The organism is Nocardiopsis nanhaiensis, assembly GCF_054778635.1.
Genome location: NZ_BAAGZJ010000049.1, coordinates 34,632 through 56,002, shown reverse-complemented (window position 1 = coordinate 56,002; position 21,371 = coordinate 34,632). Strand labels below are relative to the sequence as shown.

Here is a 21,371-nt window from a genome sequence, read left to right as displayed (position 1 = left end):
CCGCCCTGGCCGAGGCCTTCGCGGTGGTGCCGCCGGGCTGGTCCGGCGGCGAGGTGGAGCTCCTGTCCCTGCCGTGAGGCCCCACCGGCCCCAGGGCCCCCACTGGCCCCACCGGGGCGACCACGGGCCGATCAGCCGCAGACACACGTCGGCCCCCGAAGGGTGTCCCTCGGGGGCCTGACGTCAGCTGCCGCTATAGCTCCTCCTGCGCGCTGCCTCCGCTGGCGGAGGCGGACGCCGGGGCGCTCTCGGTGCTCTTGGCACCCTCAGTTTCCGGGGCCGTGCCGGGCGTCTCGTGGCGGACCACCTCGGCCGCGGGCGTCTCCACGGCGGGGTTGCCCCGGCCGCGCAGCAGGAACCAGGCCTGGACGGCGGCCACGAGCACGATCCCCGCAGCGATGGCCGAGGTCAGGTGCATACCGTCGGTGAACGCCAGCTGCGCGGAGTCCATCAGCGCGGTACCGGCCGCACCGCCGACGTCCTCGGCGGCGTTGGCGGCCCCGCCCAGGGTCTCCTTGGCGGCGGCGTTCGCGGCGGCCGGTGCCTCGTCGACCTCGGTGAGGTGGCTCCGGTAGAACGCGGTCAGGACACTGCCCAGTACCGCGACACCCAGCGCACCGCCCATCTCGTAGGCGGTCTCGGAGATCGCGGAGGCGGCACCGGCCCGCTTGGGCGGCGCGGCCGACATGATCGCGCCGTTGGTGAGGGTCTCGGCGAAGCCGGTGCCCAGGGTGATCAGGGCGAAGGCCGTACCCACGAGCACGACGCCCTGCGTGACGTTGTCGGCCGGGGTGAGCACCAGGGTGGCGAAACCCGAGGCGGTCACGATCAGGGACACCCCGATCACGACGGCCAGGCTCAGGTGGCGGGCCACCCGGGCGGCGACCAGACCGGCGATGATCGACAGGATCAGTCCGGGGACCAGCACCAGGCCGGCGCGCATCGGCGAGACGCCGAGCACCAGCTGGAGGTACTGGGTGAGGAAGAACAGCGAGCCGACCATCGAGAACACGATCATCAGGTTGGTGGCCACGGCCACGCTGAACACGCGGGACCGGAACAGGTCCACGTCGATCAGCGGGTCGCTGAGCTTCTGCTGCCGGCGGACGAACAGGTACCCCAGGGCCAGGCCGACCACGAGCGAGACGATGGACACGGCGTCGAAGCCGCCGGTTGCCAGCTTCTTGATGCCGTAGACGGCGGGCAGCATGGCGCCCAGGGACAGCACGACGCTGAGCATGTCGATCCGGCCGGAGTCGGGGTTGCGCGACTCACGCACCAGCAGCGGCACGAGTACCAGGATCAGCGCCATCACGGGCAGGTTGATCAGGAAGACCGAGCCCCAGAAGAAGTGCTCCAGGAGCCATCCGCCAAGGACCGGGCCGAGTGCGGCGCCGCCGGAGAACCCGGAGGCCCAGATCGCGATCGCGAGCAGGCGCTGGCGCGGGTCCAGGAAGATGTTGCGCAGCAGGGACAGGGTCGAGGGCATCAGGGAGGCGCCCGCCACACCCAGCAGGGCCCGGGCGACGATCAGGATCTCGGCGGTGGGCGCGAAGGCGGCCAACAGGGAGGCCGCGCCGAAGGCGGCCGACCCGATCATGAGCAGGCGTCGGCGTCCGATCCGGTCACCGAGCGAACCCATCGTGATCAGCAGCCCGGCCAGGATGAAGCCGTAGATGTCGATGATCCACAGCAGCTGGCCGGCGGTGGGGCTCAGGGCCTCGCTCAGGGCTGGCACGGCGAACCCGAGCACGGTCATGTCGACCGAGATCAGGACCACCGGTAGGACCAGGACCGCGAGCGCGGCCCATTCGCGCGGGCCGGCGAGCGCGGGCGGGCCGCCGTCGCCCCGGTGCGCGCGGTTGGAGCCGTTTCCGGCCTTGGCGGAACTCATCTTTCCCTCGTATCGGTTCGCGTGGTTGCCGTATCGGATGACGTGTTTGTGCGCCGCTCGGCATGAGGGCGCGGAGGGGCCCGGTGGGGGCTGTGGAGCTGTCCGGGCCGGACGGGAAGTCTGGTCGACCGAGCGGGCTCTGGGCCCACTGCGGGACTCTTCAACCGTCCGGACGGTACAGTACCGTCCGGCCGGTACAGTGTCAATCGTGAGCACTTCGAATACGCGCGACCGCATCCTCGACGCCCTGCAGGACATCCTGATCAGCGACGGCTACTCTTCCGTGACCCTGGAGCTGGTGGCCCGCACCGCTGAAGTGTCCAAGGGAGGACTGCTCTACCACTTCCCCTCCAAGGCGGCCATGATGGTCGGCCTCATGGAGCGCATCCGCGCCATGGCCGAGGAGGAGTTCCAGGAAGCGGTGGTGAGCGAGGAGGGCGTGGTCCGGTACTTCCTGCGCACGTCGCTGCCGCAGAGCACCCAGGAGAGGGAGCTCTACTGGGCGGTCATCGCCGCCCTGCGCAGCAAGGAGGACATCCCCCCGGAGGCCGCCACCCTGGTCAAGGAGCTGTTCGACCGCTGGGGCGAGCTCTTGCACGCCGAACTCACCGATCCGGTCCTGGCGGAGACCATCCGCCTGGCCGGGGACGGCATGTACATGTCCTCGATCGCGGGGCTCGGCCAGCCCGACCCCGAACTCACGAGCCAGGTGATCGACCGCCTTGTCGAGGCCTCGGACCGGGTGCGCCGCGAACGCTGACCCGGGGTGCGGGGCGGGTCAGAGCCGGTTCCCGCATCAGAGCCGGTCCTCGAACACCTGGACTTCCTTGTCCTTCACGGGAACGCGCACGGTCGGGGTGAATCCCTGGCCCTCGTAGTAGCGGATCAGCGCGCCGTCACCGCCGGACCAGCAGTCCACCCGCACCAGGTTGATCCCCAGCTCCCGCGCCCGCTGCCTGGCGTGGTCGAGCAGCCTTCCGCCCACGTTGCGGCCGGTGTGGGCACGGTCGACCAGGAGCCAGCGCACGTAGAGTTCGCGTTCACCGGCGGGCGGGGCGTACTCGGGAGCGCCCTCGCTGATGGCCAGGGTGCCCGCGACGGCGCCGTCGGCCTCGGCTATCCAGAGGCCCTTCGAAGCGAGCCCCCGGACCAGGTCCACCCGTTCGGGGATCTCCGACCACGGGCGGCTTCCCCACTGTTGCGCGGATCCCCGCTCGGTCAGCCACGCGACCGCCTCGTCGAACATCCGCAGAATCTCGGAGGTGTCCTCGGGGCCTCCCTGTCGTAGGCGCACAGGCCGGTCTCCTCGTCGTTCCTGGAAGTCGCGGGATGGCGGCAGACTAGCGGCCACGCGCCCTCGGACGCACCTGCTTTTCCGTTCGGCGAAGGGCAGTGGCAGTAGGTCCTGGTCCGGTGCGGGGGCCGTTGTCCCCGGGGAGTCCGAGGTTGTCTCTGGAAGGAGACGATGTGGTGCTGTTCACGTGTCCCGGAACGTGGTTTACTTCCGAGTAACTTCGTTGCCGTAACCGGACCAGCAGGACAGTCGGAGGCCCGCTCACCTGGCAAGGTGGGCGCGACCGCGAGGAGTGGGGCGTGCCGTGTCGACCAGGTGACTTCTCTTCGCGAGACTTGTCCTATCCTCGCCGGAACGTCCTCGGGGTGCGCACACGCAGACGGGAAAGCGGGGAGCGGATGCACAGGCTCACCAACCGGGTACGGCCGTACGCCTGGGGAGCACGCGCTGCCATCCCGCGTCTGCTGGGGACCGAGCCCGACGGCACACCCCAGGCCGAACTGTGGCTGGGGGCCCACCACGGAGCGCCCAGCACCGCTCACTGCGAAGACGGCTCCACGTCACTGCCCGGGCTGATCGCGGCCGATCCCCACCGCGTGCTCGGCCCGAGGACCGCGGAGCGCTTCGGGGCCCGCCTGCCGTACCTGCTCAAATACCTGGCAGCCGAGGCACCGCTGTCCCTGCAGGTGCACCCGGACGCCGCCCGGGCGCGATCCGGCTACGAGTCCGAGGAACGTGCCGGGATCCCGGTCGACGCACCGCACCGCAACTACCGGGATCCGCATCACAAGCCCGAACTGCTCCTCGCCCTGGAACCCTTCGAGGCGCTGTGCGGCTTCCGCGAGCCCGCCGCCACCGTCGCCGACCTCGAGGGGCTGCGCAGCGAACTCGCCACCCGGCTGCGCGAGGACCTGTCCGTCTCCGACGACCACGCCGCGCTCCGCGCCGCGCTCACCCGGCTGCTGAGCCTGCCCGAGTCCGACCGCTGCCGGATGATCGGCGCGTTCGTCCGGGAGTGGTCCGGCCGCGGCAGGCGCGGAGCCCACGCCGACATCGTCGTGGACCTGGCCGAGCGCTACCCCGGCGACCCGGGCGCCGTCGCCTCCCTGCTCCTCAACCGGGTCACCCTGTGGCCGGGCCAGGCCCTGTTCCTCCCCGCGGGGAACCTGCACGCCTACCTCCAAGGGACCGCCGTGGAGGTGATGGCCAGCTCCGACAACGTGCTCCGCGCCGGCCTGACCGCCAAGCACGTCGACGCCCCCGAGCTGCTCGACGTGGTGGACTTCTCCGTGCTGCCCATCCCCTACGCGCAGCCGGGTTTCCTCGACGGCCGCCGGGAGTTCCGCCCGGCGGCCCCGGAGTTCGCCCTGCACGAGATCGGTCCCGGCCGCATAACCGCCCACTTGCCCGGTGACGGTCCCACCGTGGTCCTGGCCCTGCACGGCAGTGTGGAGCTGGTCCCGGAGGTCGGTGAGGGGATGGCCCTGCGGCGCGGGGAGTCCGTCTTCGTCCAGGCCGACAGCGGGCCCATCAAGGTCGAGGGCCACGGCCACGTGGTCGCCGCGACCGTCGGGGACCACTGACGGTCGGCGTCGGAACCACTGACCGCTGACGTCGGGGAACACTGGTCGTCAGCGATAACCTGGGCCCCTCCAGTTTCCGTCACTCAACGAGGGGACCCCACCATGGCGCTTGAGCGTCCTGAGATCGACTTCATCGAGGGCCCGGCGCCCTCGGACCTGCAGATCACCGACATCCAGGTCGGCGAGGGCGACCAGGCCGGGCACGGCAAGACCGTCAGCCTGCAGTACGTGGGCGTCGCCCACTCCACCGGCGAGGAGTTCGACGCCAGCTGGAACCGCGGTGAGCCGCTGACCTTCCGCCTGGGCTCCGGCCAGGTCATCCCCGGCTGGGACCAGGGTGTCCTGGGCATGCGCGTCGGCGGCCGCCGTCAGCTGGTCATCCCGCCGCACCTCGCCTACGGCGACCGCGGCGCCGGCGGCGTCATCAAGCCGGGGGAGACCCTGGTGTTCGTCGTCGACCTGGTCGACGTCAACTAACCCGTCGGCTGGCCCTGAGGTCAGCAGATATAGCAAGGGCCCGTGCCGAGCTCCCACGTTCGACACGGGCCCTTGAACTGTCCCGCTCCCTACCCGAGGGTTGCGCCCACCTTTACATGGCCCTTGAGCAGGTCGCGGGCGATGGTGCGGCGCTGGATCTCGTCGGTGCCCTCGAAGATGCGCAGCAGCCGGACGTCGCGGTAGAAGCGCTCGATCGGCAGTTCGCGGGTGTAACCCATGCCGCCGTGGATCTGCATGACGCGGTCGACGATCTCGTTGGCCTTCACACCGCCGAACAGCTTGGCGATCGACTGCGCGTGCCGGGAGTCCTTGCCCTCGGCGACCTGCCAGGCCGCGTGCAGCACCAGCAGGCGCAGGGCCTCGATCTCGGTCTGGGAGTCGGCGATCATCCACTGGATGGCCTGCCGGTCGGCGATGGGGGCGCCGAAGGTCTCGCGGGTCTTCGCGTAGTCGAGGGCCATGTCGAGCAGGCGCTCGCAGCCGCCCAGCGCGCGGGCGGGCAGTAGGTAGCGGCCCTTGCCGATCCACTTCATGGCGAGGGCGAAGCCCTGCCCCTCCTCACCGAGGACGTTCTCGTGCGGTACGCGCACGTCCTGGAAGATCAGGGACGCGGGGCGGCGCTCGCCCATGGTGTCGATGGGCTCGGAGGTCCACCCCATGTCGCGGTCGACGAGGAAGCAGGTCACGCCGCCGTTGGCGCCCTTCTCCTGGTCGGTGACCGCGAAGACGAGGGCGAAGTCGGCCTCGTTGCCGCCGGTGATGAAGGTCTTCTCGCCGTTGATCACCCATTCGTCGCCGTCGCGGACCGCCTTGGCCCGGATGGCCTTGGCGTCGGAGCCCGCGCCGGGTTCGGTGATGGCGAAGCAGGACTTGCGCTCGCCCTCGATGGTGGGGAGGAGGTAGCGCTTCCGCTGTTCCTCGTTGGCGTAGTAGAGGATGTTGTCGGCCTCGCCGCCGAACTTGAAGGTGAGGAAGGTCCGGCCGAGCTCGATCTCGATGATGGCTTCGCTGACCGGGTCCAGGCCCATGCCCCCGTACTCCTCCGGGGTGGCCACGCCCCAGAAGTCCGACTTGCGTGCCAGGGCGCGCAGGCGGGTGCTCTCCTCGTGGGTCAGGCCGGGCGGGTGGCCTTCGCGCTCGCGGCGCAGCACGTCGTTCTCCAGCGGCATGAGCTCCCGCTCGACGAAGGTCCGCACCCACCCTTGGACGGCGCGCTGCTCTTCGCTCAGTGAGAAATCGATCACGGTTGCTCCCATTTAACCTAACGCTGTTCGGTTACTTGAGGGTACGGTGTTCCTGGCCGCCCACGCAAGGGATGAGGTGAACCGTGCGGGTGTGCAGGTGAAAGCACCGATCCCGGGTCGGCTCGGCGCAACCGCTGACCCGGCCGGTCCCGCTGATCCGCAAGACGGCAGAATGCGGAGAGCGGTCATGCGATGATCAGCGCGAACGCCGGACGGACCGGCACGTGACGGCGTACTGCAGAAGAGGAACCTTTCCGTGGCCCGACCCAAGACCCCGATCCTGAGCAAACCCGCGATCCGGGAGTCCGCGCTCACGCTCATCGACCGGGACGGGCTCGAGAAGCTGTCCATGCGCAGACTCGCCCAGGAGCTGGCCGTACAGGCCGCCTCGCTGTACAGCCACTACCGCACCAAGGAGGAGTTGCTCAGCGATGTCGCCGAGGTCGTCACCACGCGTATCGACGTCACCGGTTTCGACGGCGGCGACTGGCGTGAGGGCCTGGCCGTCTGGGCCCGTTCCTACCGTGCGGCCCTGGACGAGCACCCGAACCTCCTCCCGGTGATCGCCGCCGGTCCGGGTCGGCGAGAGGAGGCCCTGCGCCGGGCCGACGCCGTGCACGGCGGGCTCGTGGGCGCGGGCTGGCCGCCCCGCTACGCCACGATGATCGGGGCCTCCACCAAGTACCTCGTGGTGGGTGCCGCCACCAACTCCTTCGCGCGCGGGTTCGACGACGACGTGTGGGTCTACCAGGACCGCTATCCCAACCTGTCGCAGGCCCACCGGCTGGCGGAGGTCGCCGCGGAGATCGACGAGGACAGTTTCGAGCTGGCGCTCACGGCCTTCCTCGACGGGCTGGTCCCCGTCTTCAAGAGGGTCCGGGTCCCGGTCGAGGACTGAGCCGTCGGCTGGGGCGGGTGAACGGTTCGGATTGGTTCGCTGCCGCTGCCGCTGCCGCTGCCGCTGCCGCTGCCGCTGCCGCTGCCGCTGCCGCTGCCGCTGCCGCTGCCGTCGCCGCTCAGCGCAGCGCGTGTGCCTGGCTGTCGACCCAGGCGCAGAGCCGGTCGAGCGCCGCCTCGGTGCGGTCCCGGTCGCCGGTGGCGAGGTAGTCGGCTTCCAGGCCGGAGAAGGCCGAGTTCAACAGGGTGGCCAGGGTGAGGGCCTGGTCGGCCGGTGCCCCGCGCAAGCTCAGGCAGGAGGCGACGAACTCCGCGCGGCCGCGGACGAAATCCGCGCTGGGGGCCGGTAGCCGCCCGGCGGCGGCGAGCCCTTCGATCTCCCGGATGAGCCGCGTCATGTGCGGTTCGTCCTCGAGGTTGCGCCGCCAGGCGTCGCGGACGACGTCGCTGACCGGGACCGCCGGGTCCGCCCATCCCTCTGTGGCGCGCAGGGCCCGGTGTTGGCGTTCGTCCAGGCGGGCCAGGACCGCGGTGAGCAGGTCCTCCCGGTCGGTGAAGTGGTGGGTGAGCACACGCGTGCTCTGTCCCAGGCCCTGGGCGAGGCCGCGCAGGGTGAACCCGGCGATCCCGGTGTGCGCGAGCTGCTCGATGACGGCGTCGAGGACCTCGCGGCGGCGCGCCGGATCGGCTTTCCGGGGCATGTGCGCCTCCTTGTCCCCAACGCTGGTAGTGCCCCAACTCTGGCACAAGCATAAGGGTAACGTTTGTTACCTTTATTGGATGCGCACCCTTCCCGTCTGGCTCCTCGCCCTCGCCCTGTCGGCCTTCGCCGTGCAGACCGACGACTTCATCGTCATCGGGGTCCTCCCGGCGATCGCTTCGGACACCGGGGTCTCCGAAGCGGTCGCCGGCCAGCTGGTCACCGTCTACTCGCTGGTCTACGCGTGCACCGCCCCGCTCTGGGCGGTCCTCCTCGCCCGGCTGCCGCTGCGGCGCGTTCTCCTGGCGGCCCTGGCCGTGTTCATCCCCGCCAACCTGGTGGTCCCGTGGGTGGACGACTTCCCCCTCTTGGTGGGGCTGCGGGTGATCGCCGCGCTGTCCGCCGCCGTCGTGCTCCCCGCAGCCCTGGCCGCGGCCACCACCCGGGCGCCGGGGGAGCGCAGGGGACGCTACCTGGCCACGGTGATGACCGGATTGACCGGTGCGGTCCTGCTGGGTGTGCCCGCCGGGACGTGGATCGGTGCCGCCTTCGGCTGGCAGGCCACGTTCGTCTTCTGCGGCCTGCTCGGCGTGCTCGCGCTGGTCTTGGTGGCCCGCTCCCTACCGCGAACTGAGCAGTCACGAACTGGCCACGGGGACGGGGGCGCTGCCGCGGTCCCCGAGCGGCCGGGGACCGTGCTGCGCCCCCTGCTCAACCCCGCCGTCCTGGGCCTGCTGGCGGTCACCGTCCTGGTGGTCGCGGGCAACCTGGCCTTCCAGACCTACCTGGCGCCCTTCCTCGCCGCGCTGTCCGGGGTGACCCCGCACCAGTTGGCCGCCCTGCTGGTGGCCTCGGGTGTCGGCGGCGTGGCGGGCACCCTGTGCGCGGGGCGCCTGGCCGACCGGGTCGGTGCCCGGTGGGCCTTCGGGCTGGCCTGCGGGGCCTTCTGCGCGACGATGGCCGCCTTCGCGCTCCTCTGGCAGGCCGGGCCGGTGCCGATCGGGGTGGCCGCCGTGCTCCTCGTGTGCTGGTCGACGGCGGCGTGGGCGGTGCCGACCACGGTCCAGGCGCTGACCCTGGAGCGGGTCGGGCAGCGGGCAGCAGCCCAGGCGATGGCGGTGCTCAGCAGCGCCGTGTACGTGGGTGCGGCGCTCGGCGGGGTGGTCGGCGGCCTCGCCGTGGCCGTCAGCGCCGGACTGGTGCCGGTGGCCGCGGCCCTGTCGGCCGCTTCCGGTCTGGTCCTGGCCCTGGCGGTCACCAGGGGTCGACGTACCGGGTCGGTGCCTCGTGGCGGGGCGCGCGCCCGGGCCCCTCGGCGAGGGCCGCAGTGATCCACCGCCGGGTGTCGGCGGGGTCGATGACGTCGTCCAGCTCGAACACGGCGGCTGCGTTGGTGGCCTTGCCGCGCCGGTAGGCCTCGGCGAGGATCGCGTCGAAGGTGGCGGCGCGCTCATCGGGGGCCTCGATCGCCTCCAGCTCGCGGCGGAAGCCCAGCCGGACCGCGCCCTCCAGGCCCATCGGGCCGACCTCGCCGGTGGGCCAGGCCAGGGTGGCCGCGGGAGCCCGGAAGTGGCCGCCCGCCATGGCCTGGGCGCCCAGCCCGTACCCCTTGCGCAGCACCACGGTGACCAGGGGAACACGCAGCTGGGAGCCGATGACGAACAGCCGGGAGAAGTGCCGGACGGTGGCCGTGCGCTCGGAGTCCGGGCCGACCATGAAGCCCGGGGTGTCGCACAGGGAGATCACCGGGAGCCCGTGGGCGTCGCACAGCTGCAGGAAACGGGCGGTCTTGTCGGCGCCGTCGGCGTCGATGGCACCGCCCAGGTGGGCGGAGTCGTTGGCGATCAGGCCCATGGGGCGCCCCTCGACCCGGACGAGCGCGGTGACCGTGCCCGGGCCGAAGCGGCGACGCAGCTCCAGGACGGACCCGGTGTCGGCGAGGGTGTGGATCGCGCGGCGCACGTCGTAGACCCGCAGCCGGTTCTCCGGGACGGCGTGGCGGAGCGGTCGCTGGTCGCCCGCCTCCCAGTCATCCACGGGGCCCTGGAAGTAGGAGAGGTAGTCGCGGGCTGCGCGCACGGCCGCCCCGTCGTCCTCGACGAGCAGGTCGATGACCCCGTTGGGTTCCTGGACGCCGACCGGGCCGACCTCCTCGGGCCGGTAGGTGCCCAGGCCGCCGCCCTCGATCATCGCCGGACCGCCCATACCGATGGTGGCGTCGGGGGTGGCGATGACGACGTCGCAGCAGCCCAGGAGGGCGGCGTTGCCCGCGAAGCAGCGGCCCGACGCCACCCCGACGGTGGGCACGCGTCCGCTGAGGCGGCCCATGGCGGAGAACGTGGTGACGTCCAGCGAGGAGGCGGAGTTCGGGTTGATGTCGCCGGGACGACCGCCGCCGCCTTCGGCGAACAGTACGACCGGCAGCCGTCGGCGGTGCGCCGCCTCCAGCATGCGGTCGGTCTTCCGGTGGTTGATGACTCCCTGGGTCCCGGCCAGCACCGTGTAGTCGTACGACATGACGACGCAGTCGGCGGCGTCGAAGCGGTCCGCGTTGACCCGGCCCACCCCGGTCACCATGCCGTCGGCGGGGGTGCCGGCAGCCAGGTCCTCCTCGGAACGGCGGCCGTGCTGGGCGGCGACGGCGAGCGCGCCGTACTCGGTGAATCCGCCCGCCCCGCACAGGTCGGCGATGTTCTCCCGGGCGGTGCGGCGGTCCAGGCGGCGCCGTTTGGCCACGGCGTCGGGGCGGCGCTCGTCGGTACCGAGGGCGTGGCGTTCGAGGACGTCGGCGAGGTCGGGACGGATGTGGTCGGGGTCGACCTCCTCCTCCACCGGGCCGGCCTGCGCTTCGGCGCCGTCCGGGGCGAATCCCACGAGCGGGTCGCCCTCGGCGACGGCGGCCCCGACGGCGGTGCGGAACGCGCCGACCGTTCCGGAAACGGGGGCGGCCAGGACGTGCTCCATCTTCATCGCCTGCAGCACGAGCAGCGGTGTTCCGGCCCGCACCCGGTCGCCGGGTACCGCCTCGACTGACACGACGGTCGCGGCGAAGGGCGCGGCCAGGTGGTCGGCGGCGGGGCCTCGGCCATCGGCCGCGCCGTGCACCGTCCCGTCCGCGGAGTCGCGCGCTGCCTCGGAACGGAGTTCGGTGCGGTGGTCGTCCACGAAGGCGGTGGTGGCTCTGCCGGATCGGAAGACCGGGTGGCGCAGGACCGCGCGCAGGAAGGCGGTGTTGGTCTCCGCTCCGGTCACCGTGAACTCGGCCAGGGCGCGGTCGGCGAGGTCGGCGGCGGCGCTTAGCCCGCCGCGCGGGGCGTGCGCGACCACCTTGGCCAGCAGCGGGTCGAAGCCGTCCACGGCGCTGTGCCCGACCGCGCCGTGGGTGTCCACCCGGATCCCAGGGCCGGTGGGCGGAGCGAAGGCGGTCAGCGTCCCTGACGTGGGCAACGCCGAGCCGTCTGGGCCGGTGGCCTCCAGGTTGACCCGGGCCTGGACGGCGCAGCCGCGCGGGGCGGGGACGGAGTCCTGGCCGAGGTCCTGTTCGGCGAGGGTGCGGCCCAGGGCGACCCCGAGCTGGGCGGCGACCAGGTCGACGCCGGTGACCTCCTCGGTGACGGTGTGCTCCACCTGCAGGCGCGGGTTGGCCTCGATGAAGTGGAAGGCGGGGGCGCCTTCCCCTGTGGGGGAGGCGGCCGCGGCGGAGGCGTCGGGGGTGTCCTCGACGAGGAACTCGACGGTGCACAGGCCGGAGTAGGAGACCCTCCGGGCCAGGGCCAGGGCGGCGTCGATCAGGCGGGTGCGCAGACCGTCGGGCAGACCCGGAGCGGGAGCGGTCTCGACCAGTTTCTGGTGGCGGCGCTGGACGCTGCACTCGCGCTCCCACAGGTGCGTCACGGCGCCGGTTCCATCCCCGATCACCTGCACTTCGACGTGCCGGGCCCGCAGCAGAAGTTGCTCGACGTAGAGGTCGCCGCGGCTCAGCGCGGTCTCGGCCTCCGAACGGCAGCGCTCGTAGGCGAAGGCCAGGTCTTCCGGGGCCGTGACCGCGCGGATGCCGCGCCCGCCGCCGCCCGCCAGCGCCTTGACCATAACCGCCCCGCCGGGTCCGAGCTCCTCCAGGAAGGTGTGGGCCTCCGCCAAGGAAGTGGGGCCGGTGGTGCCGGGCAGGACGGGGACGTCGAGTCTCTCGGCCAGGGCTCGGGCACGCGCCTTGTCACCGAACAGGGCGAGGGTGTCGGGTGAGGGGCCGACGAAGACCAGACCGGACCCGGCGCACAGCGCGGCGAAGCCGGCGTCCTCGCTGAGGAACCCGTAACCGGGGTGGACCAGCCCGCACCCGGTCTCCTGGGCGACGGCGACGAGGCGCTCGGCGTCCAGGTAGGCGGCCGGTCCCGAGGCTCCGAGCGGCCGGGCCTCGTCGGCGAGACGGACGTGTGCGGACCCGGCGTCCTCGGCGGAGTACACGGCGACGGTGCGCAGGCCCAGCAACGCGGCGGCGCGGAGCACCCGCACGGCGACCTCGCCCCGGTTGGCGACGAGCAGGCGGGACGGTGCGGACACGGGGATTCCTTCCTCGACCGGTGGGGTGACCCGAGTCTGCACTCGCGTTGACACTGATGTCAACGATCGGCGTTCTGGAATACTCGGCCGCATGCAGAAGAAGGAGTGGGCGACCCGCGTCAAGTACGACCGAGCCGACAGCGCCACCCGGGCCGCACTGCTCACGGCGGCGCGGAGGGTGTTCGAGCGGAGCGGCTACGCGCGCACCACCGTCGCGGGAATCACCGCCGAGGCGGGGGTCGGCCGGGCCACCTTCTACGTTTACTTCGCCTCCAAAGAGGAGGTGTTCGCGGTCCTGGCCGGGCTGGTCCGGGACCGCTTCCTGGCCAGCCAGGAGCTCGACGGAATCGACGCTGACGACCCCCACGCGGTGGCGGCGGCGACCATCACGGCCTTCCTGGACGCCTACACCGAACACCTGGCGTTCATCACGGTGCTGCAGCACCAGTCGCTCGCCGACCCGGCGATGAGGGCCCTGTGGGAGGAGATCCACGGGCTGCCACGGCACCGGTCCGCGCGCTACACCCGGCGCCTCGTCGAACGGGGCACGGCGGCCCCGGCGGCCCCGCCGGAGGCGGTCGCCCAAGCGGCCGGGGGCATGGTCGCCGCGTTCGCCGACGGTCTGGCCGCCGCACCGGAGGACCGCGACCGGGCGGCCCGGGAGCTGACGGCGATGTACGTCCGCCTGCTGGGCCTGCCCGAGAAGCGGGACCGCGGGAGCTGAGCGGGTTCAGGGGCGCGCGAAGGCGTCCACTCCGGTGAGCTCGGCGGACCAGGCCCACAGCCGCGCGGCCTGTTCGGGGTCCGCGGCGTGGGCGGCGACCCCGCCCTCGCCCCGGTCCGGGTCGGCCTTCTCGGGGAGTTCGGCGATGTCGGAGTTCTCGCAGTACAGGCCGCCCATGCCCGTGAGCTGGGGGGAGGTGGCCGCCCACACCTGGGTGGCGGCGCCCTGCTCGGGCGTCTTGAAGGTGGGGTCGACCGCCTGGCCCGTCTCATCGATCCACCCGGCCTCGACCATCTCCTCCTTGGCCAGGTGCCGCTGCAACGGGGTGAGGATCGCTCCGGGGTGCAGGGAGAAGGCGCGCACCCCGTGCTCACGGCCGAGCCGGTCCAGGTGCACGGCGAAGAGGACGTTCGCGGTCTTGGCCTGCCCGTAGGCCTCCCAGCGGTCGTAGCCCCGGGTGAACCACGGGTCGTCCCAGCGGATGCCCGAGCCGTGGTGCCCTCCCGAGGACACCGACACCACCCGTGCGCCGTCGGAGATCCTGGGCCAGAGCCGGTTGACGAGGGCGAAGTGCCCCAGGTGGTTGACGGCGAACTGCGCTTCCCAACCGGGACCGACCTCGGTGTGCGGGCAGGCCATGATCCCGGCGTTGTTGATCGCCAGGTCGATCCGGTCGTGCGGAAAGGTGTCCGCGAAGGTCCGCACGCTCTCCAGGTCCGCCAGGTCTAGCTCGGCGACCTCCGCACCCGGGATTCCCGTGAGCGCCTCCTTCGCCTGTTCAGGCCTGCGCGCAGGGACGACCACGCGGGCACCCGCCCCCGCGAGGGCCCGTGTGGTCTCCAGCCCGATGCCGGAGTATCCGCCGGTCACCAGTGCGATCTTGTCCGTGAGGTCGATGCCTTCGAGCACCTCGGCTGCGGTGCTGCGCATCCCGAAGCCGGAACCGGTCTTGCTCTGTTTCGTGGTCATGCGGCTCACGCTAGGGCGTGGAGCGCGCTCCAGGTCAAGAAGCTGGCCAGCCCATGGGGCCGCCCCGCCGATGTTGGTGCGCGCGCCCCGGGCCGCCGTCCACGCGGCCCGGGGTGCAGGGCCGTCAGGAACCGGTGGGCTTGATGTCCTCGTTGGTGGCCAGCGCACCGCGCTCCAACTGGTCCAGCAGGCTTCCGCCGGACTTCGGGACGGACTGGGCGGCGATCGCCTTCCCGTACCGGATCCGGGTGAAGGTCTCGGGTAGGCGCTTCTCCAACCGCCGGTAGGCGATCCTGCCCAGCAGCCAGGCGGCCAGTAGTCCGTTGGCAGCGGCCACCGGCACCGCCAGCCACGGCATCCCCTGGAGCCCTGCCCACACGGCGACCGCGATGGTCGGGGCCGAGAGCAGCGGGACGGCCACGAGCGAGGTCCAAACCTGGATCTGGTTGTCCCCCGTATCGTTCGCGTCCACCCGCTTGTGCGGGTCCACACCCGGGGTCACCGTCACCACGGACAACAGGGCCGACAGTCCGTTGGTCACCCCGGCGAACACCACCAGTCCCGCCACCACGAACGGCACCGACCAGTACTCTCCAGTGGTGACCACCGCCGCCGTGCTCAGCAGCGCCGCCGCCGGGGTGATGAGCAGCGCGATCGCGATCTGCCTGCCCCGCACGTCGGCCCAGAGCGTGTCCCGGTCCTGGCCGACCACGGTCAGCCACAGGGCACTGCCGTCGTGCCCGTACATGTTCCCGCTCCCCATGCCCATGATGAGCACGGCCAGCACACCCGCGAACGGGGCGATCTGCGGGAGGTAGCTGATTAGCCCGAGCACGCCGATGAACAGCCCCGCGTAGAGGGCTGAGCGCAGTTCCAGGCCGCGCCACGGGTCACGCAACCAGTGCCGCAGCTCCTTAGCGACTACCGCGCCCAGCGGGGTGTCCGGCAGGAACGAGCGCCCGCCGTCGAACACACGGGAACCGAGCGGCCGCGACCGCCTCCGCACGCCGCGGGAGGCCACACTCGGCGCCAGCAGCCGCACGGTGGCCAGAGCCGTGATCAAGGTAAGCGCGGCGAACGCGCCGAGCCAGCCGAAGGCCTCACCCCAAGCCCCCGCGGCGGCCGCGTCCACCGCCAGTACCGGCCAGGAGGTCGGGATCCCCGCCAGCACGGTCGCCGCCGTACCCTCCAGCCCGAACTCGGTCAGGCTCCGTGCCGCCGCGATCGCGGGCTGGACCGCCACCCAGCCGAAGAACATCGCGGCCACGAGCAGGCCCCACTGCACCGACGCGATCTCCATGCCGATCCGGCTGTGCATGGCCGCGCCCAGCGCCCGGAACGCCAGGCGGGACAGCGACACCATGAAGACCACCAGCATCAGCATGCCGAGCAGTCCCAGGAACATCACGGCCGGATCCACGGCCCACGCGTGCCACGCCACCGTCGCCACCGCCACCAGGGTCAGCGGCGCACCCGCACCGACGAACATCGTCACCAGCAGGCCGGAACCCACCTTGCCCCGGTCCAGCGGCAGGAGGGTGAAGTACTGCGAGCGCAGCACCCCCACCCCGTTGGTGATGACCGGGCCGAGCAGCCAAGCCGCCCCCCACACCGCGAACACGATCATGAGCAGGGTGGACCGGACCTCGGCGGAGACGGCCGCAAGCGCCAGGTACCAGGTCAGCGCGGTCCCCCCGATGAGGAGGCCGACCGTGAACCACCGACTGCCCCCGCCCGTGTGCCGCCCCAGCGCGAACTTGAGCCGGATCAGGAGTTCAACCACGTCAGGTCCTCCTCGCTGACCTCGCGGGCCCCGACCAGCCGCACGAACGTGTCCTCAAGGGTGGCGTCGGCGCCCCGCACTTGTTCGAGCGTGCCGTCCGCCATCACGCGGCCCTCAGCGATGATCGCCACCCGGTCGGTGAGCTGCTCCACCAGGGCCATCACGTGGCTCGAGATGACCACGGCGCCGCCGCCGTCGGTGAACCGGCGCAGGATCGCGGTCAGTACCCGCGCCGACACCGGGTCCACCGCCTCGTACGGCTCGTCCAGGACCAGCACCTCCGGAGCGTGCAGGAGCGCCGTTGCCAGGCCGATCTTCTTGCGCATACCGGTCGAGTACTCCGCGACGAGTACGCCGTCCCGTTCCGCGCCGTCCAGCTCCAGGACCTTGAGGAGTTCCTCGGCGCGCGTGCGGGTCACCTCGCGGCCCAGCCCGCGCAGCCGCCCCCAGTAGTCGAGCAGCTCGCCGCCGGTGAGGCGTTCCGGCAGCGACAGGCCGTCCGGCAGCACACCCATCCGCCGCTTGGCCCCCACCGGGTCCCGCCACACGTCCACGCCCAGTACCCGGGCGGTGCCGGAATCGGGGCGCAGCAGCCCCACCGCCATCGACAGCGACGTGGTCTTGCCCGCACCGTTGGGGCCGACGAGCCCCAGCATGGTGCCGCGCGGTACGGACAGGCTCACACCGTCCGCGGCCCGGGTCTCGTTGAAGGTCTTGGTCAGCCCGTCCAGCTCCAGCGCTGGTACGTCGGCCACTGGTGCGTCGGACGCGCGCACGTCGGTGTTCGTCATACCCGCCATCCTCCGACGGCCCGTGCCGCGCGCGCATCGGCCACACGGACACGGCCCCCGGCCATGTGGCCAGGCCCGTCGTCGTCCTCCCTGGCCGCGTGGTCGAGGCACCGGGGCGGGCCGCCGATCTAGGCTGGAACCGTCCGGCGAGACCGAGCGGGGAGGGGCACATGGAGCCGAGGCGCCGCAGCCGCCGCGACCTGGGCGTGGACACCCTCCTGATCGCGTTCGCGGCGGTGTGGGGTCTGATGAGCTTCGGCGGGTACGCCAACGACCTCCACCCGGCCGACCGGGTTCCCGGCTGGCTCCTGTGGCTGGACCTGGCCTGCCTCCCGCCAGCCTGCGCCGCCCTGTGGTGGCGGCGCCGGTACCCGCTGGGCGTGGCGCTCGGTGTCGTCCTGGTCTCCTCGTTCTCCACGTCGGTGCTCGGCGTGCTGATGGTGGCCTTGGTCGGGCTGGCGATCTACCGGCCGTTGGCCCAGGCGGGGGGTATGGCCCTGCTGGCCATGGTCCTGTCCCTGCCGTGGGTGGCGCTGGTTCCGTACGGTACCGCTGACTCGGTCTTCACCATGGTCTCGATCGTCCTGCTGCTGAGCGCCTTGGTGGCCGTGGGCGCCGCGATCCGTTCCCGGCGCAGCCTGGTCGACCGGCTGCGGGAGGACGTGCGACGCGAACGCCGGCTGCACGAGGAACGCCTGACCGCCGCCCGGTTGGCCGAACGCCGCCGGATCGCGCGCGAGATGCACGACGTCGTCGCCCACCGCATGTCCCTGCTGTCCGTGCACGCCGGGGCGCTGGCCTACCGGACGGAGCGGGCCGAGAGCGGCGAGGCCGCGCAGCTGGAGCCGGCGGAGGTGGGTTCGGCGGTGCGGGTGATCCGCGACAACGCCCACCGGGCCCTGGACGAGCTCGGCGACATCCTCTCCGTCCTCCGCGCCGAGGACCTCGCCCCGGAGGACGAGGACGAGGCGGCGCCCCAGCCGCGGTTGGACGGTGTTCCCCGTCTGGTGGCTGAGGCAGCGGAGGCGGGGGAGCGGGTGGTCTACACCTCGGACCTGGCCGAGGACGCCGAACCCCGTGAGCAGGTACAGCGCACCGCGTACCGGGTGGTGCAGGAGGGGCTGACCAACAGCAGGAAGCACGCCCCGGGTGCCAAGGTCGCGGTCACGGTGAGCGGAGCCCCGGGCCACGGCCTGGTGGTCGTGGTGAGCAACGTGCTGCCGGTCGGACGGGCCGCGCGGGAGATCCCCGGCGCGGGGGCCGGGCTGGCCGGGCTGGCCGAGCGGGTGCACCTGGACGGGGGACACCTGAGACACGGCCCGGCGCGCGGCCGGTTCCAGCTGACCGCGGTGCTGCCCTGGCCGGAAAGCCAGGAGTCGGGCACGTCCGGGGACGATCGTCGGAAGGTGTCATAGTGGTGGCCGTGAACGCTCCGATCCGGGTCCTATTGGTGGACGACGATGCCCTGGTCCGTTCCGGCCTGCAGCTGATGCTCTCCGGTGACGGCGACATCGACGTCGTGGGCGGGGTGGACGACGGTGCGGGGGTGGCCGCGGCGGTGGCCGAGCACCGGCCGGATGTGGTCCTGATGGACGTGCGGATGCCCGGGGTCGACGGGATCGCGGCCACCGAGGAGCTCCGTTCGGCGGGCTCCGGGCCGCAGGTCATCGTGCTCACCACCTTCGACGCCGACGCCACCGTGGTCCGGGCCCTGCGTGCGGGCGCCGCCGGTTACCTGCTGAAGCACACCGACCCGGCGAGGATCGTCGAGGCGGTGCGCCGGGCCGCGTCGGGGGAGCCGGTGTTGTCGCCCGGCGTGGCGCGCACCCTCATGGACCGCGCGGCCGGCGACGCCCCGGGGGAGGCCTCCGAGGTGCCCACGCGACGCGAGCGTGCCCGTGCCAGGCTGGCGCTGCTCTCCGACCGGGAACGCGACGTGGCTGAAGCGGTGACGGCTGGGCTGTCCAACGTGGAGATCGCCGAGCGCCTGTACATGTCCATGGGCACGGTCAAGGCACACGTGTCCAGCGCCCTCACCAAACTGGACCTGTCGGGCCGGATCCAGTTGGCGCTCCTCACCCACGACGCCCAGACCCCGGAGGACTGAGCGCCTGCGGGTCCTGTTCCCCGGGCTCAGCCAGGGGTGCCCGCGGCGGCGGCCATCGCGGCGGCCAGGGCCTCGAGCTCGTCGTCCTCGGGTAGGGGCAGGTCGGTGGCCATGCGCGCCATGATCACGCCGGTGAGCAGGTCGGCGACCAGCCGTGCCCGGCCGGTCCCGCCGATCTCGCCTCGGTCCACGGCACGCTGCAGCACTTCGGTGACCAGGTCGACGCGCTGTTCGAGCATGGGGCGAAGGATCCGGGCCCCGACCTGCCCTTGGAGGCCGGACACGAGCATGTGCCGGGCCAAGGAGTTCACTGCGGGTGTGCCGAATACCCCGTAGACGGCCCGGATAGCCGCTGTCAGGTCACCACGGAGCGAGCCGGTGTCGGGCACGTCGATCTGCCCGATGGTGAGTTGCTCAGCGACTGACAGGACGAGCTCCTGCTTGGTGGCGTAGCGGCGGAAGACGGTGCTGCGGCCCACGCCCGCGCGTTCGGCCACCTCGTCGAAGGTCAACTCGAACCCGCGTTCCAGGAGCAGATCCAGCGTTGCCCGCCGGATCGCCTCGTCGGCGGCGGGGTCCGGGCGGCGCCCTCCGCGTCCCTTGCTCATCCACTTCTCCCAGGGCCCTTGACAGCAATTCTGATACTCATAGTATCGGTACTTAGAGTTTCGGTATTCAGAGTACCGGATCATCCTCCTGAAGGAGAGGCGCCATGAGTGTCATGGTCATCGGATCGGGGCCGACGGGCCTCATGCTCGCGGGTGACCTCGCTGAAGCAGGGGTCGAGGTCACGGTCCTCGAGAAGCGCGCAGAAGAGTCCAACCTGACCCGTGCCTTCGCCCTCCACGCCCGTACTCTCGAGCTCTTCGACATGCGGGGCATCGCGGACGAGATCGTCGAACAGGGCCATCCGGTCCCCGAAGTCCGCCCCACGATGGGAAAGCGGGAACTCCTTCTCGACATGCGCCACCCTGAAAGCCGGTTCCCGTACGTACTCACCGTCCAGCAGGCACGCACCGAGGCCCTCCTCCAGCGCCGCGCCGAACGCCTGGGTGTACCCGTCCTCCGGGGCGCCGAGGTCACCGGGCTCGACCAGGACGAAGAGGGGGTCACCCTCACGGTCCGCACCGCCGACGGCGAGCACACCGAACGGGCCTCCTACGCGGTGGGCACCGACGGTGCGCACAGCACCGTCCGCGCACTCCTGGAAGTGGGGTTCAGCGGACGCAGCTACGACACGCACATCATCCTCGCGGACGTGCGCACAGAGCAGGACCTGCCCTTGGCGGTCAACCCGTTCATGGGGTCCGACGGGGTGGTATTGCTGCCGCCCTACGGCGACGGCTGGTACCGGGCCACCATCTGGGACCGCAGGCGCCAGGGCGTGCCGCTGGCGGAACCCGTCACCTTCGACGAGCTGGACGAATCCGTGCGCCGCATCTCCGGAGGTGCGGTCTCCATCGCCGAGATGCGCTGGTCCACGCGGTTCCTGAGCGAACGGCGCCAGGCCGACCACTACCGGGTCGGCCGGGTCCTGCTCGCCGGGGACGCGGCGCATGTGCACTCACCGCTGGGCGCGATGGGGATGAACACCGGCATCCAGGACGCCGCCAACCTGGCCTGGAAACTCGTGGCCCTGGAGCGGGGATGGGCGCCGCCCTGGCTGCTCGACACCTATGCGGCCGAACGCCACCCGGTCGGCCGCGCCACCCTGCGCGTCACCGACCTCATCCAGCGCATGGCCGTCGCACCGGCCCCGGTCCGCGCCATCCGCCCGGTCGTAGCCCCGCGCCTGCTGCGCGTCCCGAGGATCGCCCGAGCGATGCGCCGCCTCCTCTCCGGGCTGGGCGTGCGCTACGACCGACCCGCGGAAGTGGCCGCCTCCGCCGCCCACGGCGAGCGCGTGGCCGACCTGCCGCTGGTCAGCGAGGGTGCACCGGCCCGCCTGTACGAGCTGGTGGACCCCACCCGGTTCACCCTGCTCGACACGACCGCCGGCGGCGCCCCGGCCGCAGCCGCCGAACCCTGGGCGGACCGCGTCCAGACTCTGCGGGTGGAGGGCGACCTGCCCGAGGGCGCCGACGTCCTCCTGATTCGTCCCGACGGGTACGCCGCCTGGAGCGGCGAACGCCCCTCCGCGGCGCAGACTCGAAACGTCCTCACCGAGTGGGCCGGAACGCCCTGACCGCTCTCGCGGTGGGCCCTCGTTCACGGGCCGGTCAGCCGGGTGGCTCCGCCACTGCCTCCGGTCCCGGCCGCGCCCGCCCCGGTCCCCGCTGCGCTCCGACGCGGGTACTCGCCCTAGGGGATGACTCCTCGGGTGGTAC

18 protein-coding genes are annotated in these 21,371 nt (G+C 72.1%); 9 read left to right on the top strand and 9 right to left on the bottom strand.

The genetic code is table 11. The features are described 5' to 3' along the window. Positions 1-193: 193 nt before the first annotated feature. Positions 194-1,894 (bottom strand): MFS transporter, encoded by a 1,701-nt coding sequence (locus ACYVD1_RS21905; protein ID WP_460775964.1) that lies wholly within the window; start codon positions 1,892-1,894, stop codon positions 194-196. Between the two features lie 208 nt (positions 1,895-2,102). Between ACYVD1_RS21905 and ACYVD1_RS21900 the strand changes: the two genes are divergently transcribed. Further along, complete coding sequence (locus ACYVD1_RS21900) at positions 2,103-2,654, top strand: TetR/AcrR family transcriptional regulator (RefSeq protein ID WP_460775960.1); 552 nt, start codon at positions 2,103-2,105, stop codon at positions 2,652-2,654. A gap of 36 nt (positions 2,655-2,690) precedes the next feature. Here the strand turns inward: ACYVD1_RS21900 and ACYVD1_RS21895 are convergent, their stop codons facing one another. After that, positions 2,691-3,188, bottom strand: coding sequence for a GNAT family N-acetyltransferase (locus ACYVD1_RS21895; RefSeq protein WP_460775957.1), 498 nt, complete (start codon positions 3,186-3,188; stop codon positions 2,691-2,693). Between the two features lie 398 nt (positions 3,189-3,586). On the opposite strand from ACYVD1_RS21895, the gene manA reads away from it, so the two are divergent. Continuing rightward, positions 3,587-4,771, top strand: a complete 1,185-nt coding sequence (gene manA / locus ACYVD1_RS21890) for a mannose-6-phosphate isomerase, class I (RefSeq protein WP_460775954.1) — start codon at positions 3,587-3,589, stop codon at positions 4,769-4,771. 102 nt (positions 4,772-4,873) lie between these two features. Next, positions 4,874-5,248, top strand: coding sequence for an FKBP-type peptidyl-prolyl cis-trans isomerase (locus ACYVD1_RS21885; RefSeq protein ID WP_460753681.1), 375 nt, complete (start codon positions 4,874-4,876; stop codon positions 5,246-5,248). An 89-nt stretch (positions 5,249-5,337) separates the two neighbouring features. On the opposite strand, the gene ACYVD1_RS21880 is transcribed toward ACYVD1_RS21885, so the two are convergent. After that, positions 5,338-6,513 (bottom strand): acyl-CoA dehydrogenase family protein, encoded by a 1,176-nt coding sequence (locus ACYVD1_RS21880; protein WP_460753684.1) that lies wholly within the window; start codon positions 6,511-6,513, stop codon positions 5,338-5,340. A gap of 256 nt (positions 6,514-6,769) precedes the next feature. On the opposite strand from ACYVD1_RS21880, the gene ACYVD1_RS21875 reads away from it, so the two are divergent. Further along, positions 6,770-7,411 carry a TetR/AcrR family transcriptional regulator gene (locus ACYVD1_RS21875; RefSeq protein ID WP_460753687.1) on the top strand — a complete coding sequence of 214 codons (642 nt, stop codon included), beginning with the start codon at positions 6,770-6,772 and terminating at the stop codon, positions 7,409-7,411. A 118-nt stretch (positions 7,412-7,529) separates the two neighbouring features. Here the strand turns inward: ACYVD1_RS21875 and ACYVD1_RS21870 are convergent, their stop codons facing one another. Then, entirely contained in the window at positions 7,530-8,111 is a 582-nt protein-coding gene (locus ACYVD1_RS21870; protein WP_460775951.1) for a TetR/AcrR family transcriptional regulator, read from the bottom strand. 79 nt (positions 8,112-8,190) lie between these two features. Here ACYVD1_RS21870 and ACYVD1_RS21865 point away from each other — a divergent pair, with 79 nt between their 5' ends. Continuing rightward, positions 8,191-9,441 carry an MFS transporter gene (locus ACYVD1_RS21865; RefSeq protein ID WP_460775948.1) on the top strand — a complete coding sequence of 417 codons (1,251 nt, stop codon included), beginning with the start codon at positions 8,191-8,193 and terminating at the stop codon, positions 9,439-9,441. Here ACYVD1_RS21865 and ACYVD1_RS21860 read toward each other — a convergent pair. Continuing rightward, positions 9,365-12,670, bottom strand: a complete 3,306-nt coding sequence (locus tag ACYVD1_RS21860; protein WP_460775945.1) for an acetyl-CoA carboxylase family protein — start codon at positions 12,668-12,670, stop codon at positions 9,365-9,367. The genes ACYVD1_RS21865 and ACYVD1_RS21860 overlap by 77 nt on opposite strands. A 91-nt stretch (positions 12,671-12,761) precedes the next feature. Between ACYVD1_RS21860 and ACYVD1_RS21855 the strand changes: the two genes are divergently transcribed. Continuing rightward, positions 12,762-13,394: a TetR/AcrR family transcriptional regulator gene (locus tag ACYVD1_RS21855; protein WP_460775941.1), complete on the top strand. Its 633-nt coding sequence runs from the start codon at positions 12,762-12,764 to the stop codon at positions 13,392-13,394. Positions 13,395-13,400: 6 nt separating this feature from the next. Here ACYVD1_RS21855 and ACYVD1_RS21850 read toward each other — a convergent pair whose 3' ends face one another. From ACYVD1_RS21850 to ACYVD1_RS21840, 3 genes are all read right to left on the bottom strand, one after another. Next, positions 13,401-14,363 (bottom strand): SDR family NAD(P)-dependent oxidoreductase, encoded by a 963-nt coding sequence (locus ACYVD1_RS21850; protein ID WP_460775939.1) that lies wholly within the window; start codon positions 14,361-14,363, stop codon positions 13,401-13,403. Between the two features lie 124 nt (positions 14,364-14,487). Next, on the bottom strand, positions 14,488-16,146 hold the full coding sequence (locus tag ACYVD1_RS21845) for a hypothetical protein (RefSeq protein ID WP_460775936.1): 1,659 nt from the start codon (positions 16,144-16,146) through the stop codon (positions 14,488-14,490). Next, complete coding sequence (locus tag ACYVD1_RS21840; RefSeq protein WP_460775933.1) at positions 16,131-16,937, bottom strand: ABC transporter ATP-binding protein; 807 nt, start codon at positions 16,935-16,937, stop codon at positions 16,131-16,133. Before ACYVD1_RS21840 ends, ACYVD1_RS21845 begins: the two co-directional genes overlap by 16 nt. 170 nt (positions 16,938-17,107) lie before the next feature. Between ACYVD1_RS21840 and ACYVD1_RS21835 the strand changes: the two genes are divergently transcribed. Together ACYVD1_RS21835 and ACYVD1_RS21830 are read left to right on the top strand one after the other, a co-directional pair. Next, positions 17,108-18,352: a sensor histidine kinase gene (locus tag ACYVD1_RS21835; RefSeq protein ID WP_460775930.1), complete on the top strand. Its 1,245-nt coding sequence runs from the start codon at positions 17,108-17,110 to the stop codon at positions 18,350-18,352. Beyond that, entirely contained in the window at positions 18,352-19,044 is a 693-nt protein-coding gene (locus tag ACYVD1_RS21830) for a response regulator (RefSeq protein ID WP_460775927.1), read from the top strand. The genes ACYVD1_RS21835 and ACYVD1_RS21830 overlap by 1 nt, the downstream gene beginning before the upstream one ends. A gap of 26 nt (positions 19,045-19,070) precedes the next feature. Here ACYVD1_RS21830 and ACYVD1_RS21825 read toward each other — a convergent pair whose 3' ends face one another. Next, positions 19,071-19,652: a TetR/AcrR family transcriptional regulator gene (locus ACYVD1_RS21825; protein ID WP_460775924.1), complete on the bottom strand. Its 582-nt coding sequence runs from the start codon at positions 19,650-19,652 to the stop codon at positions 19,071-19,073. Positions 19,653-19,756: 104 nt separating this feature from the next. Between ACYVD1_RS21825 and ACYVD1_RS21820 the strand changes: the two genes are divergently transcribed. Beyond that, entirely contained in the window at positions 19,757-21,229 is a 1,473-nt protein-coding gene (locus ACYVD1_RS21820) for an FAD-dependent monooxygenase (protein ID WP_460775920.1), read from the top strand. Positions 21,230-21,371: the final 142 nt, after the last annotated feature.

Excerpts from the sequence above, each read along its gene's own strand:
- ACYVD1_RS21870 (WP_460775951.1), bottom strand. The coding sequence starts at position 8,111 with ATGCCCCGGAAAGCCGATCCGGCGCGCCGCCGCGAGGTCCTCGACGCC.
- ACYVD1_RS21820 (WP_460775920.1), top strand. The coding sequence starts at position 19,757 with ATGAGTGTCATGGTCATCGGATCGGGGCCGACGGGCCTCATGCTCGCG.
- ACYVD1_RS21885 (WP_460753681.1), top strand. The coding sequence starts at position 4,874 with ATGGCGCTTGAGCGTCCTGAGATCGACTTCATCGAGGGCCCGGCGCCC.
- manA (WP_460775954.1), top strand. The coding sequence starts at position 3,587 with ATGCACAGGCTCACCAACCGGGTACGGCCGTACGCCTGGGGAGCACGC.
- ACYVD1_RS21840 (WP_460775933.1), bottom strand. The coding sequence starts at position 16,937 with ATGACGAACACCGACGTGCGCGCGTCCGACGCACCAGTGGCCGACGTA.
- ACYVD1_RS21865 (WP_460775948.1), top strand. The coding sequence starts at position 8,191 with ATGCGCACCCTTCCCGTCTGGCTCCTCGCCCTCGCCCTGTCGGCCTTC.
- ACYVD1_RS21835 (WP_460775930.1), top strand. The coding sequence starts at position 17,108 with ATGGAGCCGAGGCGCCGCAGCCGCCGCGACCTGGGCGTGGACACCCTC.
- ACYVD1_RS21850 (WP_460775939.1), bottom strand. The coding sequence starts at position 14,363 with ATGACCACGAAACAGAGCAAGACCGGTTCCGGCTTCGGGATGCGCAGC.
- ACYVD1_RS21825 (WP_460775924.1), bottom strand. The coding sequence starts at position 19,652 with ATGAGCAAGGGACGCGGAGGGCGCCGCCCGGACCCCGCCGCCGACGAG.
- ACYVD1_RS21855 (WP_460775941.1), top strand. The coding sequence starts at position 12,762 with ATGCAGAAGAAGGAGTGGGCGACCCGCGTCAAGTACGACCGAGCCGAC.
- ACYVD1_RS21905 (WP_460775964.1), bottom strand. The coding sequence starts at position 1,894 with ATGAGTTCCGCCAAGGCCGGAAACGGCTCCAACCGCGCGCACCGGGGC.